Consider the following 16,451-nt stretch of genomic DNA (forward strand, 5'->3'; position numbering starts at 1 on the left):
CGAAAATTGAAAGGAACAGTGCAAGCCGGTAATGCCGACGATCAAGGGAACTCCCAAGTGCGCCTGTTGTGGAGGGAAGAACGAACGCAGATTCGTGTCCAGTGGAGACGAAACCGTGTGGACCTACACCTGCGACAGCACCAAGTGCAACGAGGATCAGCAGGAGATAGCCAAAAGGGTTCGCAAGTACGGACTCTCATACGAGGAATACGCAGAGATACATCAGTACCAGGGTGGCAGGTGCCCCATCTGCGCCGACCCGATCGGCAAGTTCCGCCCGGGAATCGTCATCGACCACGACCACTCTTGCTGTTCCGGACGCAAGGCGTGCGGTCGCTGTGTCAGGGGGATTCTCCACCACCAGTGCAATGTTGCTCTGGGAATGCTGCGAGACGACCCAAACAACGCAGAGAGGGCGGCAGAATATCTGAGGGAAGAGTTCCCCTGGCAGTAGAAGGCTGGAACAACAGATGGCCCCCTAGTCAGCCTCCCTTTCGGAGACCAGCTAGGGGCTTTGTTGTATTCAGGTGTTCTTCGGTTGTAGAGATGGGTCCGCAGCCTTTCGCTATGTACCCTCGATGCCGAACCTTCCGCTACCTGGCCCTCTCAGGTCCGGTCATTAGCAAGATGGCGACCTTGCGCCGCTTTCTTGTCACTACTACTCGCCCCAGGTTTCTCACTCTTTAGAATCGGTTCTGACGTGCCCGAGGAAAGTTCGGGTGACGCTCGCTATCAAGATCGGCCTTGGACGTGAACGTGGCCCGAGTGTGCCGAGCATCCTTCGAACCGATGCAGGAAACCCGACGGCTACCAGCATTCAGCCGCAGGCCACAGGACGGGCATTCGTGAGTACCGCCATCCCTGGAAGGCTTCAGGCTAACTTCCTCAGCAAGAGGGTTCTCAGGGTTGTAAACCATGTCCTCAAACTCGGGAAGCATAAGAACACCCTCCCACTGGTTAACCAGACCGAGAGCGCGCATGGTGTCAACGGTGATACGGCCATCAGTCGTGGCCTGCCAAACGTTCAGGTCAATACCGAGTCCGTCACGGCCCCCGGAGCCAAAGCCGACCCCTTCCAGCTTGCCCTTGTTGCCACCCGTCACCGTCCAGCAGAATCGGTTAACCGCCCCTGCCATAGCGGCACGGGCGTTCTGGGCATCCTGAAGAGCCTTCACATAGGCAGCCTTGGCCTCATTCGCAGCATTGTAAGCCTGGGTAACCAAATCCCCGTGGACTTGCCGAATGGCAACGATGAGTTCCTTGTCCGACTCGGCAATCAACTCTTCCTGGGCCTTGACTCGAACCCCGTACTCCGAAGCCTTCTTCTCGAACGGGGCCAGGTAGTCATCCAGAGACTTGAAGTCCTTACCAGCCTTGATGGACTCCTTCATTTCTCGATTCCACTGGGCCTCTGCGTTCTCCAGGATGGGGGTATGCGTATCCCTATCACCGATACGCTTCTGAGGCACGCAATCAAAATTTTCGACCTGGAACTGTGTGAGCTGTACTGCCAATTCATCGCGCTTCTTCAAAGCCTTCTGAACGGAGGAGGGAAGGTTAAATCCTGCAGGGATCTCAAACATGGAAACTCCTTGGGTAAACGAAAAGGGACCCACTTCGATGGGCCCCATAGTCAGTATCAGTCAGTGGTTGTGTCGTTGCCGGTATCGCTTATCGCGAACCTTCCGAACACCCAGCATGAGAGTAGAAAGTGCTATTGGGCATAGGTTCGAACCTGCGGTGAAGATTTCTCAAAAGGATCTCGATAACGTCCAGTCGTCGGCCCAGCTATTAATGTCGTCCTCGCGGGGATCGCCCTTCAAAGGGCTAGATTGGGGCTCAGGCCGGGGAGCATATGCCCATGCCCTGTCCCGAACTCGGTATGCATGGCAACGGACCAGAGCGTTGACATCTTGGCCGGGGGAATGTCGGGACAGGCCCGGAGAGCCTGTTCCCAGTCATGCCGGGGAGTAGCCTTGGGCTGTTTGCGGGTTTCCGTACTCACCTGAGATTTCTCCATGCTGTTGGTGCAGGTTCCATAAGAGTCGTGAAGTCGTCCAATGACCCCGCACTTAGCGCACTTCTCGTCGCTCACTGGTCCATCTCCTTTTCTAATCGCTCAGTGATGATCCCTGCGATGGTGGAGGCCAAGACTTCCTCCGCCTGATCCTCGGTCATTTCCAGGGCCCCCGTACACACGTCGATAGCGTCCGAGAGTTCCATCCGGCCAAGTTCAGCGGTGAGGGCCAGATGAAAGACCACACACGCTGCCTGGTCCTTAAGCGCCTCGTGCACGGCTTCATTTATGAGGGGCTGAATCGCAGAGAGCGGGCTCATATGTTCCTCCTGTGTTTCGTTCGCCCTGACCCACTCAAGATTGCCCACATAACTAGCTACGATCAACCCAGCTATGCCGAAACTGGGTGCCTGAATCAACCTGAATAAACTTCTGACCTGGGGTGATCCAGTGCCGGCCGCCCTCTGTTTGTGGAGCGCGTCACAGGGTTTATTCAGAACGTGTCAGGGCTGGGTGTAGCGTGCGCGACATGAGCGGATACGAGATCAGGCAAAAGGTCGGGGCCTGGGTGCTCCGGGCGGAGTGGTCCGGTGCTGACACCCAGGGAGGGCCGCAGAGGCTCACCATCGAGCCAGCGGAGGACGCCCCAGGCCGGGACGTTGCCCGAGGGGTGACGACGACGGTTCTGCGGCGCATGGAACCTGAGCTGAGTCGGATCAACGAGAAGGCCCAGGAGGCCACGGGGCAGGCCCAGGGGGACCTAGAGGCCCTGGCAAGCCAGGCGCGGGCAGAACTGGCCTCTGGCCGCCTCTCGGACCGTTACCTAGCCCTTCTGTCTGCTCTGTACGTGGAGGCGTCCAACAGGGGCGTACAGGCCCCCGTGAAGTGGCTCGGGGAAGCTGTCGGCAAGACTCAGAACACCGTGAAGGATCACCTAAAGCGAGCGAGGAAAGACGGCTTTCTGGAGACCGTTGCCGACAGGAAGGCCGGAGGCATCGTTACCGGGAAGGCCAGAAACCTCTTGGAGTAGCAGAAAGCCCCGGCCGCTGTGACCGGGGCTGTTCTGTGTCTGGACTCTAGCTCCAGTTGTCACCCATCTTGATCAGCTTCTTCTTCACATCGTGCGGGATGAGCAGCTTCCCAACGACTTCCCCGCCAGCGTCCCGGCCAAGTTCAAAGGTGATTCCGGCGCTCAACAGGTCTTGCTCCATGGCCTCTACGCCACCAGCTTCCCAATGCTGCCTGTAGGTCTTGCCGGTGCTCTGGTAAACCCACCTGTCCTTTGTGGACTCCGGATCAATCTTGGCCAAGTCAGCCATGAGGGCGTCTAGCGTGCTCTCCGCCTTCTCTCGGATGAACCCCGCCTTATCAAACCTTCCCCCAGGCTCCAGGCCGGTCATGTAGTAGGCAATCGACTCCTCCAGTCGCTTACGCTCTCGCCTGTTCTCGTCGCCACGGGCGTACTCGCGGCGGATAACCTCGTAATCCCCGAGTTCTTCGAAGACGGCCTGAGTCAGAGCGGAGTATGTGTGTTCAGGGTCCGGGATTACGAATCCGGGTTTACGGCACTGGGGGCATCGCAAGTAGCGGTATTCCCGCTCTTCCCCTGTGGAGAGAGTCTTGTACGAGTTGGTCTCATTGATGTTGTTGGTGCAGGTCTCGTGCTTCACGACGCCCAGGAACCTGGTAGGTCGACGGTTCTTCTCGTGGTGGCGCTTGTTCTTCGCGCGGGTCGCCAACGCTGCCTGTACCTGCTCGAATTCCTCGGCAGTAAGGATCGGCTCATCTGTCACACTGATTTCCTGGCCCTTCTTGTCCAGTACAGGCTTGGAGTTGTAGGCCGTGGACTTAGTGCCACCCTCAGTGCGAATACCCTTGACGGCCGGATTCCTGAGAATCCTGAGAACCTGCTGATTGTTCCATTTCCTATTGCTGTAGGTCGGAACCTTGGCCCTGTCCAACACCTTGGCAATCTTGTTCGCAGGTACACCCCGCATTGCGGCGGCGTGCATGTAGCGCACCACCCGTGCCCGCTTTGAGTCCTGAACAAGACGCAGCTTCCCATTCACCCTGGCAGTCTTGTAACCGAACGACGGCTTACCGATACGCCATTGGTCCTGCTGCTTTGTGTACTCCCAGTGTGAAGAAACACGGGTCCTGGTGTTCGCTGCTTCAATCTCTGCCACTGCCGCAATGAAAGTCACCATTGCCTGAGCCATCGGGGATGACAGGTCCAGAGTGTCATTCAGGGAAACCAGGTTCTTCCCGAACTTCTCACACCACTTGATGACCTCGTGGAGGTCAGAGATTCGCCTGATGAACCTGTCCAGCTTCCAGAACAGAATCAGGTCGAACTCTGGTATCCGGTTGTTGAGCCAGTCGCCAAGCTCTTTCCGTTCCCAAGGCGCCTTTTTGGTTGCGGACACTCCAAGGTCCCTGGCCACACCAACAACTCTGATGCCCTCTCGGACGGCGTGGCGGCGTAGGTCAAGTTCCTGCCGTGCCGGACTGGTGGTGTCCTCCGTGAGGATCGAGAGCCGGACCGACAGGAGCCCACGGGGGGCGTCCTCGGGTAGTACCTCGTTCTTGGCCTTGAGTTCGGCCAGCTCTGCCAGCTCGTCTGCGGTCCACTCCGGGGCGGTCTGCGTAGGTGCCATGGGGCCAGAGCGTACAGGCAGTTGGACTCTGGAACGTTCTTCGTGCAGTTCGTCGACCCCGGCTACGCCTACCCGGCGCTGTCCTTCCTGCTGCTGGGCACGCTGCTGCAGATCGCCAGCTTCCTCTATCTGTCGATGCTGATATTCGGCGGCACCCGGCTGTCCGCCGCGTTCCGCCGCCGCAAGCGGCTGTCGGCGGGGGCCACTTCGGCGGCCGGTCTGCTGTTCCTGGGGTTCGCGGCGAAGCTCTCGCTCAGCAGCGTGTGACCGGGGCGAGGCCGAGCGGGGACAGATACCCCGCCATCCCCGAGGCGTCCTCGCCCGCCCAGCCGATGTAGCCGTCGGGGCGCACCAGGAACAGGCCCTTCCCGTACGCCTCGCAGCCGTCGGTCCGGTGCACACGGACCAGATCGTCGTCGAAGGCCGGGAGTTCGATGCCCGTGCCGACGGCCAGCAGCGTGAAGTGGGGACCACGGAAGATGTCGAAGAGGCGCCGCCCCCCTGCCGTCCGCCCGTCCGGGGCGCGGTCGCCGGAATGCAGGGCACCGGCCCGGCCCACCGACAGCGGGCCCCCGCGGTAGCCGAGGCCCAGCTGCTGGGTCGCCGCGCCGCGTTCCTGCTCGCCCCGGTGGATGCGGGTGGACAGGCCGAGCATGTCGGCGGCGATCGGGCGGCGCTCGTCCTCGTAACTGCCGAGAAGGGCGGCGGGCGCCCCGCGCCGCAGCACCTGGCCGAGCTTCCAGCCCAGGTTGTACGCGTCCTGGACGCCGGTGTTCAGGCCCTGGCCGCCCGCGGGCGAGTGCACATGCGCCGCGTCGCCCGCCAGCAGGACCCGGCCGTCGCGAAACCGCTCCGCCAGCGCGGCGCGCGGCCGGAAGTCGGAGGACCACAGGACCTCGGTGATGTCCCGCGCCGCCAGATGCGTGCGCGCCGCGACCAGTGCGCGCACCCCCTCCGGGGACGTGTCGGGCTCGCCCGCATCGAACCGGGCGACCAGCTGGAAGTCCGCCGTGCCGGGCAGCGGGCAGAGGGCGAGGAAGCCCTCCTCGCCGGACATCACATGCCAGTTGAGCCGGTCCAGTGCGTCCTCGGCCACCCGCACGTCGGCGACCAGCATCGGAGCGGGGTCCACGGCCTCACCCGTCATCGCGATCCCCAGCGCACGCCGGACCGTGCTGCGTCCGCCGTCCGCCGCGACCAGGTAGGAGGACCGGACCGGTCCCGTCGTCAGGCGGGCCGTGACGCCGTCGGCGTCCTGGTCGAGCCCGGTCAGCGCGGTGCCGAAGGCGACGTCCCCGCCCAGCTCGCGCAGCCGGGCCAGCAGGATCTCCTGGGTGCGCCACTGCGGCAGCATCCACGGCTCCCCGTAGGGCTCGGCCTCCGTGGGGGCCGCACGGCGGAACATGTCGCGCTCCTGCTGCCGCCGCCCGTCCTGCCAGACCAGTCCCACCGGGGCCGGTCCGCCGTGCTCGCGCACCGCGCCACCGACCCCGAGGTCGTCCAGCACCTCCCTGGTGCGTGGCTGGATGCCCTTTCCGCGTGAGCCGGGAAAGAGCGCGGGAGCCCGCTCGACGATCAGGGCGCGCACGCCCCGGCGGGCCAGATCGCAGCCGAGGGCCAGTCCGCAGGGGCCGGCGCCGACGATCACCACGTCCGCTTCCTTAACGTTGTTAAGTTCCATGGTGCGGAGTGTGTGCTTAACGCTGTTAAATTGTCAAGGTGGGAACAACGAAGATCGACCGGGCGCGCGTGGCCGACACCGGGCTGCGGCTGCTGAACGAGGTGGGCCTCGACGGGCTCACGCTGCGCGCCATCGCCAGGGAGCTCGATGTCAAGGCGCCCGCGCTCTACTGGCACTTCAAGGACAAGCAGGCGCTCCTCGACGAGATGGCCACGGTGATGTACCGCCGGATGCTCGACGAGGACCTGTCGGGGCCGGCCCCGGAGCGCTGGCAGGACCAGCTCGTCGCGTACAACGGCGCACTGCGCACCGCCCTGCTGCGCTACCGCGACGGGGCGAAGGTCTACAGCGGCGCGAAATTCACCGGAACCGATCACGCAGACGGCCTCGAAAGCCATCTGCGCACCATGGTCGACGCGGGCTTCGAGCTCTGGCAGGCCGTCCGGGCGGGCACCACCGCCTACGCGTACACCATGGGCTTCGTCACCGAGGAACAGGGCGTCCAGCCGATGCCGGACGAGCGGCGCGAGGGCTTCGACATCGGCGAGCGCGCGGAACGGATGGCCCGGTACCCGCTCGCCGCCGCGGCCGGTGCCGAGATCTTCACCCGCTACGACGAACGCTTCGAGGACGGCCTGTGGCTGATCGTCGCGGGCATCGAGGCGCGGTACGGGGTGCGCTGAAAAGGGCTCGTACCAGCGGGGTGCGCTGAAGAAGGCTCGTACCAGCGGGGTGCGCTGAAAAAGGCTCGTACCAGCGGGGTGCGCTGAGAAAGGCTCGTACCAGCGGGGTCGGTGCGCAGTTTCCCGTTCCGACAGGGCGGGTTCATCCGGTGTCCGTACAGCTTTCCTAGCGTGTCGTGGAACCGAACACGCGCGCGGAGCATCCGCCCCGTTCCGACGGGGCGGGGCACATCCCGGGCGCGCTGCGGTGACCGCACACCCGGACACGCCCCCTCCCCCCACGGGCACCAGACGCTTGGAGCGCCATGAGAGAAGCCCGCACCCGTTGGCCACGGCAACGTGACGCGGCCCCGCCCGAGGGTGTCACGTCGCAGTTCGCCACCGTCGCGCCGACCGACCTGGACGTGTGTCTGCGTGCCTGCGCCGCGCACAGCGCCAAGCTGGTGGCAGGGCTCGACCGGCGACGCACGGCGCTCGCGGAGGCGCTGCGGCACCTGCTGGCCGTGCACGCCGCGGCACAGACCGCGCCGTCCGCGCCCGCCGCGTCCCCGATCGCGCTGATCCGGCGCCCCGGGAAGAGCGGGACGGGCACCGCCGCGGCCCTCGTGGACGAGCTGCTCGACCCGCTGCTCGCGGTCGGCAACAAGGCGCTGGACTGCGGTTACGAGGACGAGCTGAAGCTCGCGGTGCTCATCGGGGACACCGTGCTGACCCAGCGCAGGCGCTCGCGGGCCGGCTGGCGGCTGCGGGCCCGGACGCTGGAGGCGATGGGCGCGGAGGCCGCCGCCATCGAGGCGTACGAGCGCTACCTGGAATTCACCGACGACGACGGCTTCGGCGTCGCGGCCAAGGTCGTCGGCCTGCGGCTGGGCGAGGACCGCCGGTACGAGCTGCTGCGCGGGCTGGAGCGCGACTGCCCCGAGGCCGCGGCGTTCGCCGTCCGGCCCGTCACCGAGTCCTGGGCCGAGGGTCTCGCGCTCCGGGCGAGCGGCGACTGGGACGGGGCGCGGCCCCGGCTGATCGGCGCCCTGCTCGCGCAGGAGCGGGGCGGCGCCCCGGTGACCGAGCTCCAGGACGCCACGTCCCAGTACCTCGACCTGGCCATGGAGGCGGCCGGGACCGACCCGGACGCCGTGGCCGGACTCACCGGACTCGTCGCGCTCTACGCCGAGCAGCGCAGAAGCCGCATGCGGGGCCCGGTCGAGGACCCCACCTTCGGCGGCGTCCAGTGGACCACGGTCGGCGAGTTCCGTAACCGGATAGCCGGCAAGTCGATCTGCCTCATCGCCAACTCGCAGCGTGTCGGCGCAAGTTCGATGGGTGCCGAGATCGACGGCTACGACCTGGTCGTCCGCTTCAACTCGTACCGGATCGACCCGGCGGCGACCGGGCGGCGCACCGACATCCACGCCACCATCCACAAGCACGGCTTCAACTGGGACCAGAAGGTGCACACCCGGCTGGTCTTCGGCGGGGTCTCCGGCGACTGGAAGCACTCCCTGCGCAACCGCCTCGTCCCGGGCGCCCAGCAGTACCTGGGCGACGAGTCGCTGCGCTGGCCGCTGCGGGACATCGGGCGCGTCGGCGCCGACGTCTGGCCGGCCATCCCCACCACCGGGTTCAACATGCTGTGGCTCCTCGACCACCTCGACGTCAGCAGCCGGCTCGACCTGATCGGCTTCGACTTCTACGAGAGCGGCGCCTACCGGCTGCCCACCGCGATGAAGATGCCCATCACCTCCGTGCACGAGTACACCAGCGAAAAGGCGTGGGTCATGGAACGCGCCCAGAGCGTCACCGACATGAGGATCCGACTGCGATGACGACGACTGCCACGTCCCTGCCCACCACGGCCGTGCCCGTGTCGCCCGCCCCCGCGAACGCGCTCACCGGCAAGCGCCGGGTCGCCTTCGCGAGCTTCGTCGACGAGAACTACCTGCCCGGGTTCCTCGCCCTGCTGCGCAGCCTCGCACTCTCCAACCCGAACGTCTGCGAGGACTTCCTCGTCCTGCACGACGGACTGCGCCCCGCCTCCGTCGCGCAGATCCGGGCGCTGCACCCGCGCGTGGACTTCCGCCGGGTCGACGCCGCGCACTACGACTCGTACGCCAAGGGCGACCAGGACAACTACCTGGTGCGCAAGGCCTACTTCATCCTCGACATCTTCCGGGTGCGCGACTACGACACCGTCATCACCCTGGACACCGACATGGTGGTCCTCGGCGATCTCGGTGAGCTGCTGAAGCTGCGCGACGGACTGGCCGCGGTGCCGCAGTTCTTCTACGGGCAGCACAAGCTCAACAGCGGACTGCTGGTCATCCAGCGCGAGTATCTGAGCGACACGTTCTGCGCGAGGATCGACGAGGTCGGGCGGGCCGGTACGTACGAGCTCGACAAGCACGACCAGGGCATCCTCAACGCCGTGCTCGACGGTGACTTCGTGCAGCTCGACGCCCGCTACAACTTCGTCAAGCGGCGGCTCTCCGGCGACCTGCCGGTTCCCGAATCGACCGCCGTCCTGCACTTCACCGGGCGGCACAAGCCCTGGCAGGGCGGCGAGTCGGGGTATCGCGAGGCCGAGGACCGCTGGCACGAATTCGAGCTGTCCGACGCCGAGTTCCACTCCGCGTACCTGGCGCTGCCCGGCGCCAAGCACCACGATCTGCTGGTCCACTACGGCACCCCGCACGTGCGGCGCACCGGCTCACCGGAGGCCGCACGCAAGGTCGCCGCCGCCCACATCGCGGCCGGCGAGTACCAGGAGGCGGCCGACCTGCTGGGCGGGGTCCGGACACCCGTCGACGAGGCCTGGCCGCACGAGGTGCTCGGCCACGCCCTGATGAGCGTCTCCCGCTACGACGAGGCCCGGGTCCGGCTCCTGCTCGCCACCGCGGCGCCCAACCGGGCCGCGACCGCCTTCGGGCGCCTCGCCCAGATCGCCTGGATCCACGGTGACGACGGCGCGGCGGCCGAGTACGCCCTGAAGGGCCTCGGCGTCGACCCGACGCACCGCGCGAACCGGCTGATGTACCAGCGCGCCACGGACGCGCCCGCAGCCGTGGAGGGCCCCGCCTCCGGCCAGCTCGCCCATGTCGCCTTCTACATGGACCGGCAGGGCAACGCCGGGGACAAGCTGCTGCCCGAGAGCGTACGGCTCGCCTTCGGCCGGGACACCGGCCCGCAGCGCTGGCACTCGATCCACGCCCACCGGCTCTTCGACGAGGCCGCCCTGGAGCGGGTCAACGAGCGGCGCGGACTGGTCATCGGCGGCGGTGGCCTCTTCATCCCCGATACCGCGCCCAACGGCAACAGCGGCTGGCAGTGGAACGTCCCGGACGAACTGCTCGACCGGATCGACGTACCCGTCATGGTGTACGCGGTCGGCTTCAACGCCTTCGACGGCCAGGCCTACGGCCACGGCCGGGACCGGTTCCTCTCCTCCCTGCGCAAGCTGGTGGAGCGCGCCTCGTTCTTCGGGCTGCGCAACCACGGCTCCATCGAGAAGATCCGGGAGCTGCTGCCCGCCCCGCTCCACGACAAGGTGCGCTTCCAGCCCTGCCCGACGACGGTGACCAGACAACTGGTCGACGGCTGGACGGACCCGGAGCGGCGCGAGGACACCGTGCTCATCAATGCCGCGTACGACCGGTCCGGGCTCCGCTTCGGCCATGACTACGGACACTTCCTGGGCGAGATGGCCACCGCGGTGCGGGCGCTCGGCGAGCGCGCCGAGGTGAAGTGCGTCGCCCACTCGCTGGACGACGAGCGGATCGCCTTCGACCTGCGGCGCGAGCACGGGATCGCGCTGCCGGTGATCCCGATGTACGACTTCGACAACGACGCGATCCGGGACACCTACGCCCGTACGATGCTGGTCATCGGGATGCGCGGGCACGCGGGCATGATCCCGTTCGGCTGCGGTACGCCGATCATCAGCCTGATCTCGCACCCGAAGATGGCGTACTTCCTCGCCGACATCGAGCGCCCGGAGTGGGGGATCTCGGTCCACGACCGGCACCTCGGGGCCCGGCTCGCCGAGCGTGCGGCCGGACTGCTGGACGACCATGCCGCGACCGTCGCCGATGTGCACGGCCGGCAGCGGGAACTGTGGAAGGTCACCGAGGCGAACGCGGCCGATCTGAGGGTGATCCGGGGCGGCGTGCGCGACTGACGCGGGGAAGCCCGAGGGCGCCGGACGGGATCGGAACGAACCCGTCCGGCGCCCGGGACAGCCGGGCGGCCGGTGCCTACTGCCGCACCACGCGCCGCCGCACCGACCGCGCCACCCTGCGCACCACCGCGTTGCGCGGCAGGAACGCGAGCTGCGCGGGTACCGCCCCGGGCAGCGCCAGCGACGTGAGCCGCTTGCGCTTGAAGTACCGCCACGTCGTCGCGTCCAGGTGCGCGGAAAGGTACCGTTCGGCGGCCGGCCGCAGCCCCGGATGGATCTTCGGCTGCATCGCGAACCCGACGGCGGTGACCAGCCCGGTCAGATCCGCCAGGTCGGCCGGGTCGGCCGCGGCCCCCGCCCGCTCGACGACCGCCCGGTCCGTCACCTCCGGCACCAGCGCGTCGACGAGCGTGACCGGGACACGGTTGCTGTTCTCGTACGGGGCGAGCCGGTCCAGCAGCATCCCGGTGCCGACCCGGGCCACCGGCAGCCCGTAGAACGCCGACGCGGTGAGCAGCGCGGTCGAGAAGCAGCCGACGACCAGCGCGGGCCGCATCCGCTGATAGAGCACCTCGGCGAGGACCGGGGCGGTGAGCACCCCCGCGTCCAGCACCGTCAGCTCGGCACCGAGCTTCTCGGCCTCCGCCCCCATCGCGCGCGACCACTGCGCCGGGGCCGTGGGGTGCGGTTTGAAGACGAGGCGGGTGTGACCGAGCGCCACCGCGCCGCGCATCATCCGCAGATGCAGGTCCTCCTCCTCGGCCGCGCTGATCAGGCCGAGCGCGGAGAGGTACTGGCCGAGCAGCAGGGCGGGGGCCTCCACCGACGGCACGCCGTCCCGGACCCCGGGCGCGTCCGCGAGCTCACGGAGCACCTTGAGGAACACCTCGGTCGGCACGATCTGCGGCGGCACCCCGAACTCCGTGAGCAGCAGCGGCTTCAGGCCGGGCACCAGGTCGAGGTGGAGCAGCCGGCGCACCCGCGTGCCGACCAGGGGGTCGATCTTGTTGCGGGTGGGGCCGTAGCTCATCAGCCCGTCCGCGTAGACGTCGACCGGTGCGCCGGTGAAGATCTGGGTGACGGCCATCGCGGGGTTGACCTGGATCGACTCGACCGCCAGCTCGATGTCGTCGTCGCCCAGCCCCCAGGCCAGGCGCAGATGCCGCTCCCACAGGGGCACGTCGTCGGGGCGCGGCGCCCAGCCGCCGGGGTGGAAGGGCGCGATCGCCGTGTTCCACGACACCACGTCGTCGAAACGGCTTCGCAGCGCGTCGAACCCGGGCATCGCGTCGACGGCGGGCGTCGTCTCCGGAACGGCCGCGTTGTTCGAGACGAGCAGGATGCGGCGGTCCGCGTCCGGGAAGCAGCCGGCGTCGAGGGCGGCGGCGAGCGTGGCGGTGCCGTAGAGGGTGGACGCGAAGAAGATCTGCGTGGTGCGGGACCGGGCGCCGTTCACGCGGCCGCCACCTCCTTGGCACCCGCGGCGGCCGGACGGCGCCGCAGCCTGCGCAGCAGCGTGGCGCGCTGCACGTCCATCGAGTCGAGGGCCTCGTCGAGCACCCCCTGCGGCATTCGCCGCAGTGCGGCTCCACTCATCGACTTCAGTGTGCGGGCCACCGCGGGTTCGAACCTTTCGATCGAGCTCATGTGGTGAGAAATGATCGCGCAATAGGTACGGACCGCTTTCGGCAGCAGCGCCTGTGCGTCGCGGTCCTCGGCCGTTTCCCGAATGACCTGGTCGAACGAGCGAATGAAATCGAGCTGGCGCACGTCGCCGATCTGGGTGAGCGAAGAGGCGACGCCGCGCCGGTAAAAGAGTCCGAGAAGTCCGAGCACCGCAAAGGAATCGGCCTCGCGGTGCAGCCGCCAGATCCACGGGCGGTCCTCCGCGGTACGCAGACCGTCCGTGAAATGCAGCAGTCCGCGGTCCAGGAGACGTCGGTGGTACAGCCCGGCCCAGGCGTACGGATAGTCGACCGAGGTGGTCCGCTCGGCGGGCAGGATCGCGTCCCGCGGGTCCAGGACCTCGCCGCGCCTGCCGTGCGGGACACGGTGCACCGTACGGTTCCTGCCCTCGACCTGGACATGGTCGGTACGGACGAAATCGCAGCCCAGCGCCTGAGTCCGGGCCAGGATGTCGGCGTAGTACCCGGGCGCCAGCCAGTCGTCGCCGTCGAGGAAGGTGACGTACTCGCCGCGTGCCGCGTCCAGACCGGTGTTGCGGGCGGTGGCCAGTCCGCCGTTCTGCTCATGTCTGCGGACGACCACCCCCGGAATCTCGTCCTCGGCGCGGCTCAGCATGTCCGCGGTCCCGTCGGTCGAACAATCGTCGACGAGGATGAATTCGAAGTCCTCGCGGGCGTTGGCCCGCAGGCTCCTCAAGGTGTCGGGGGCGTATGTCTGCACGTTGTAGAACGGCACGATGACCGAGAGCTTAACCACCCTTCTCACGCTAGGCGGGAGCCCGTCATTTGCCTTGGCCCCAGGAGGGACACCGGGTGAACGGCGAATGTCGGAATGATGAACCGGACTGATTCGTGGGCGATTGCGTCCCCTTTGTGAAGGTGATTCGCCAAGCGTCGGCGGGCTGTTAACCATCTGTTGCCGTCACGTTGGGCCGCGAATCGAAATGCCTTCCTAAGTTCTGGGGCGTGCCCCCACGTACCGATAAGACGACCGCCCTCCGGGTAGCCGTGCTCGCCGACTCCGACACCCGGTGGAAATGGGGCGCGCTCACCGCGCGCCGTCTCACCACCGGGAGGTCCGAGGAGTCGGCGCGGCGCGTCGAGATCACCGGGCTCCTGCTGCGCGGCCGGGCCACCCCGACCCCGCGCCAGCTCGCCGAGGTCGGCGACGTCGGAATCGGCGCCGAACGGGTGCGTGAGGTGACGGCCGTCGAGTTCCTGCACACCGTGCGGGACGAGGGATACGACGTCGTCGTCCTCGCCCTCGTCGGCGGAGCCGTCCAGGCGATGCTGCACGGCCTCGCCGCGCTGCGGCTGCCTGCCAGGCCCGTCGTCGTCACCGGCTATGTCGGCGTCGTCTACGAGAAGCTCGCCGACGGACTGCTGCTGCGGCACGGCGCGGACATCGTCCTCGCCAACTCCCGCCACGACGCGGAGCGGTTCCGCGCGGTGTACGAGGGAGCGGGCGCCGACGCCTCGGCCGTCACGGAGGCCGCACTGCCGTTCCTCGGCGGCGAGCCGTACCGCCCGCGGGAGGGCCGCGACACGGTCGTCTTCGCCGCCCAGCCCTCCGTACCGGCCTCCCGCGCCGACCGCACGTATCTGCTGCGCAGGCTCGTCGAGCACGCCAGGCTGCACCCGGACCGCGACGTGCTGCTGAAGCTGCGCTCCAAGCCGGGCGAGCACACCACACACATCGAGGAACTCCCCTACCAGCGGCTCGCGGAGAAGCTGCCCGGCGGACCGCCGCCCAACCTCCGCCTGGTGTACGGGCACATGGGCGAGGTCCTGGACCGCACCGATCTGCTGGTCACGGTCTCCTCCACCGCCGCGCTGGAGGCCCTGCACCGGCGCATCCCCACCGCGGTCCTCACCGACCTCGGCGTCCGCGAGGCCCTCGGCAACCACCACTTCATCGGCTCCGGCCTGCTCACCTCCTGGGACCACCTGGACGGCGGCCACAGCCCGGAGCCCGACGCCAGATGGCTGGCCGGCCAGGGCGTCTGTGCCGACGGCACGTACGCCACGGCCTACGACCACGCCCGCACCCGCGTCGACGCCCTGCTCGCCGCCGGCCGGCTGCCCGACCTCGCCCCGTACTACACGCCCGCCACCGCGCCCGGCTACCTGCCCGGCATCCTCGCCCGCCACCACCTGGCGCCCGACGGACACCCGCTGCCCGGCACCGACCGGCCGCGCGAGACCGGCGGGATGCGCGGCGCGGTCCGCGACGCGGTACGGGAAGCGGCGCGCGGCGCGTACCGGCAGGGCGTCCAGCGGGTCGCCCCGGTGATCCGACGGATGGGCGAGCTGTGAACACCACCTCAGGAGCAGAGATGACCCCGACCGCGACCGTGCTCGCCGTGATCCCCGCCCGTGGCGGATCCAAGGGCGTACCGGCCAAGAACCTCGCCCAGGTCGGCGGCGTACCGCTGGTCGCCCGCGCCGTCCGGGCCTGCCTGGCCTCCCGTGAGGTCACGGACGTCGTCGTGACGACGGACGACGCGGCCATCGCCGACGCGGCCCGTGCCGCGGGCGACACGCTGGGCGCCCCGGAGCGGGTGCACATCGTGCAGCGCCCCGCGGCCATCGCCGGGGACAGGTCGAGCAGCGAGGACGCGGTGCTGCACGCCCTGGACGCGTACGAGGCGATGCGCGAGCGCACGGCCGACGTGGTGCTGCTGGTCCAGTGCACCAGTCCGTTCGTCGTACGGGAGGACATCGACGGCGTCGCCGCGGCGGTCGCCCACGACGGCGCCGACACGGCGGTCACGGTCGCCCCCTTCCACGGCTTCCTCTGGCGCGACGGCAGCGCGCTCGAAGAGGACAACCACGGCGTCAACCACGACAAGTCCGTCCGGCAGATGCGCCAGGACCGCCCGGAGGACCTGCTGGAGACCGGCACCGCGTACGCCATGAACGCCGCGGGCTTCCGTACCCACCGCCACCGATTCTTCGGCCACACCGCCCTGGTGCGCACCGACGCGGCACGGGTCCTGGAGATCGACGACCCGCACGACCTGGCCCGCGCCCGCGCCCTCGCCCCGCTCCTGGACCCCTCACCGCTGCCGACCCTCGACGACATCGACGCGGTCGTCCTCGACTTCGACGGCACACAGACCGACGACCGGGTCCTCATCGACGCCGACGGACGCGAGACCGTCGCCGTCCACCGCGGCGACGGCCTGGGCATCGCGGCCCTGCGCAAGACCGGAATGCCACTGCTGATCCTCTCCACGGAACAGAACCCGGTCGTCGCCGCCCGCGCCCACAAGCTCCGCATCCCGGTCCTGCACGGCATCGACCGCAAGGACCTGGCGCTCAAGCAGTGGTGCGACGAACAGTCCATCGCTCCGGAACGTGTCCTCTACGTGGGCAACGACGTCAACGACCTGCCGTGCTTCGCGCTCGCCGGTTGGCCGGTCGCGGTCGCGAGCGCCCATGACTCGGTACGGGCCGCGGCCCGCGCCGTCACGACCACCCCCGGCGGCTTCGGCGCCATCCGCGAGATCGCGGCCTGGCTGCTGGGCCCCACCCTCACGAAGTCCCCCGAGTAA

13 protein-coding genes and 1 pseudogene are annotated in these 16,451 nt (G+C 67.9%); 8 read left to right on the forward strand and 6 right to left on the reverse strand.

The genetic code is table 11. The annotated features are described in order from the left end of the window. The first annotated feature begins 31 nt into the window (after positions 1–31). Positions 32–454, forward strand: coding sequence for an endonuclease VII domain-containing protein (locus ACIOHC_RS23370; RefSeq protein ID WP_389636856.1), 423 nt, complete (start codon positions 32–34; stop codon positions 452–454). A 229-nt stretch (positions 455–683) separates the two neighbouring features. Here ACIOHC_RS23370 and ACIOHC_RS23375 read toward each other — a convergent pair whose 3' ends face one another. Both ACIOHC_RS23375 and ACIOHC_RS23380 read right to left on the reverse strand, forming a co-directional pair. Beyond that, the gene (locus tag ACIOHC_RS23375; RefSeq protein ID WP_401843814.1) at positions 684–1,583 is read right to left on the reverse strand and encodes a hypothetical protein; all 900 of its coding nucleotides are present in this window, start codon (positions 1,581–1,583) and stop codon (positions 684–686) included. Positions 1,584–2,091: 508 nt separating this feature from the next. Beyond that, positions 2,092–2,337, reverse strand: coding sequence for a hypothetical protein (locus ACIOHC_RS23380; protein ID WP_401843816.1), 246 nt, complete (start codon positions 2,335–2,337; stop codon positions 2,092–2,094). A gap of 209 nt (positions 2,338–2,546) precedes the next feature. On the opposite strand from ACIOHC_RS23380, the gene ACIOHC_RS23385 reads away from it, so the two are divergent. Then, positions 2,547–3,047, forward strand: a complete 501-nt coding sequence (locus ACIOHC_RS23385) for a hypothetical protein (protein WP_365692055.1) — start codon at positions 2,547–2,549, stop codon at positions 3,045–3,047. A 46-nt stretch (positions 3,048–3,093) separates the two neighbouring features. On the opposite strand, the gene ACIOHC_RS23390 is transcribed toward ACIOHC_RS23385, so the two are convergent. After that, the gene (locus tag ACIOHC_RS23390; protein ID WP_365692057.1) at positions 3,094–4,674 is read right to left on the reverse strand and encodes a recombinase family protein; all 1,581 of its coding nucleotides are present in this window, start codon (positions 4,672–4,674) and stop codon (positions 3,094–3,096) included. Positions 4,675–4,707: 33 nt separating this feature from the next. On the opposite strand from ACIOHC_RS23390, the pseudogene ACIOHC_RS23395 reads away from it, so the two are divergent. Continuing rightward, positions 4,708–4,941 (forward strand): annotated as a pseudogene (locus tag ACIOHC_RS23395) (LysE family transporter); the annotation flags it as partial. Here ACIOHC_RS23395 and ACIOHC_RS23400 read toward each other — a convergent pair. Continuing rightward, positions 4,928–6,355: an FAD-dependent monooxygenase gene (locus tag ACIOHC_RS23400; protein WP_351074380.1), complete on the reverse strand. Its 1,428-nt coding sequence runs from the start codon at positions 6,353–6,355 to the stop codon at positions 4,928–4,930. The pseudogene ACIOHC_RS23395 and the gene ACIOHC_RS23400 overlap by 14 nt on opposite strands. Positions 6,356–6,393: 38 nt before the next feature. Here ACIOHC_RS23400 and ACIOHC_RS23405 point away from each other — a divergent pair, with 38 nt between their 5' ends. From ACIOHC_RS23405 to ACIOHC_RS23415, 3 genes are all read left to right on the forward strand, one after another. Then, the gene (locus ACIOHC_RS23405; protein WP_351074378.1) at positions 6,394–7,038 is read left to right on the forward strand and encodes a TetR/AcrR family transcriptional regulator C-terminal domain-containing protein; all 645 of its coding nucleotides are present in this window, start codon (positions 6,394–6,396) and stop codon (positions 7,036–7,038) included. Between the two features lie 305 nt (positions 7,039–7,343). After that, on the forward strand, positions 7,344–8,861 hold the full coding sequence (locus tag ACIOHC_RS23410) for a hypothetical protein (RefSeq protein ID WP_351074376.1): 1,518 nt from the start codon (positions 7,344–7,346) through the stop codon (positions 8,859–8,861). Further along, on the forward strand, positions 8,858–11,209 hold the full coding sequence (locus ACIOHC_RS23415) for a glycosyltransferase (protein WP_351074374.1): 2,352 nt from the start codon (positions 8,858–8,860) through the stop codon (positions 11,207–11,209). The genes ACIOHC_RS23410 and ACIOHC_RS23415 overlap by 4 nt, the downstream gene beginning before the upstream one ends. 76 nt (positions 11,210–11,285) lie before the next feature. On the opposite strand, the gene ACIOHC_RS23420 is transcribed toward ACIOHC_RS23415, so the two are convergent. Further along, entirely contained in the window at positions 11,286–12,665 is a 1,380-nt protein-coding gene (locus ACIOHC_RS23420) for a polysialyltransferase family glycosyltransferase (RefSeq protein ID WP_351074372.1), read from the reverse strand. Continuing rightward, positions 12,662–13,651, reverse strand: coding sequence for a glycosyltransferase family 2 protein (locus ACIOHC_RS23425; protein ID WP_365692063.1), 990 nt, complete (start codon positions 13,649–13,651; stop codon positions 12,662–12,664). Before ACIOHC_RS23425 ends, ACIOHC_RS23420 begins: the two co-directional genes overlap by 4 nt. Before the next feature lie 209 nt (positions 13,652–13,860). Between ACIOHC_RS23425 and ACIOHC_RS23430 the strand changes: the two genes are divergently transcribed. Beyond that, positions 13,861–15,210: a DUF6716 putative glycosyltransferase gene (locus tag ACIOHC_RS23430; protein ID WP_351074368.1), complete on the forward strand. Its 1,350-nt coding sequence runs from the start codon at positions 13,861–13,863 to the stop codon at positions 15,208–15,210. A 20-nt stretch (positions 15,211–15,230) separates the two neighbouring features. Further along, the gene (locus ACIOHC_RS23435; protein WP_401843819.1) at positions 15,231–16,451 is read left to right on the forward strand and encodes a cytidylyltransferase domain-containing protein; all 1,221 of its coding nucleotides are present in this window, start codon (positions 15,231–15,233) and stop codon (positions 16,449–16,451) included.

It is taken from the genome of Streptomyces sp. NPDC088252, assembly GCF_044740965.1.
Taxonomy (GTDB): domain Bacteria; phylum Actinomycetota; class Actinomycetes; order Streptomycetales; family Streptomycetaceae; genus Streptomyces.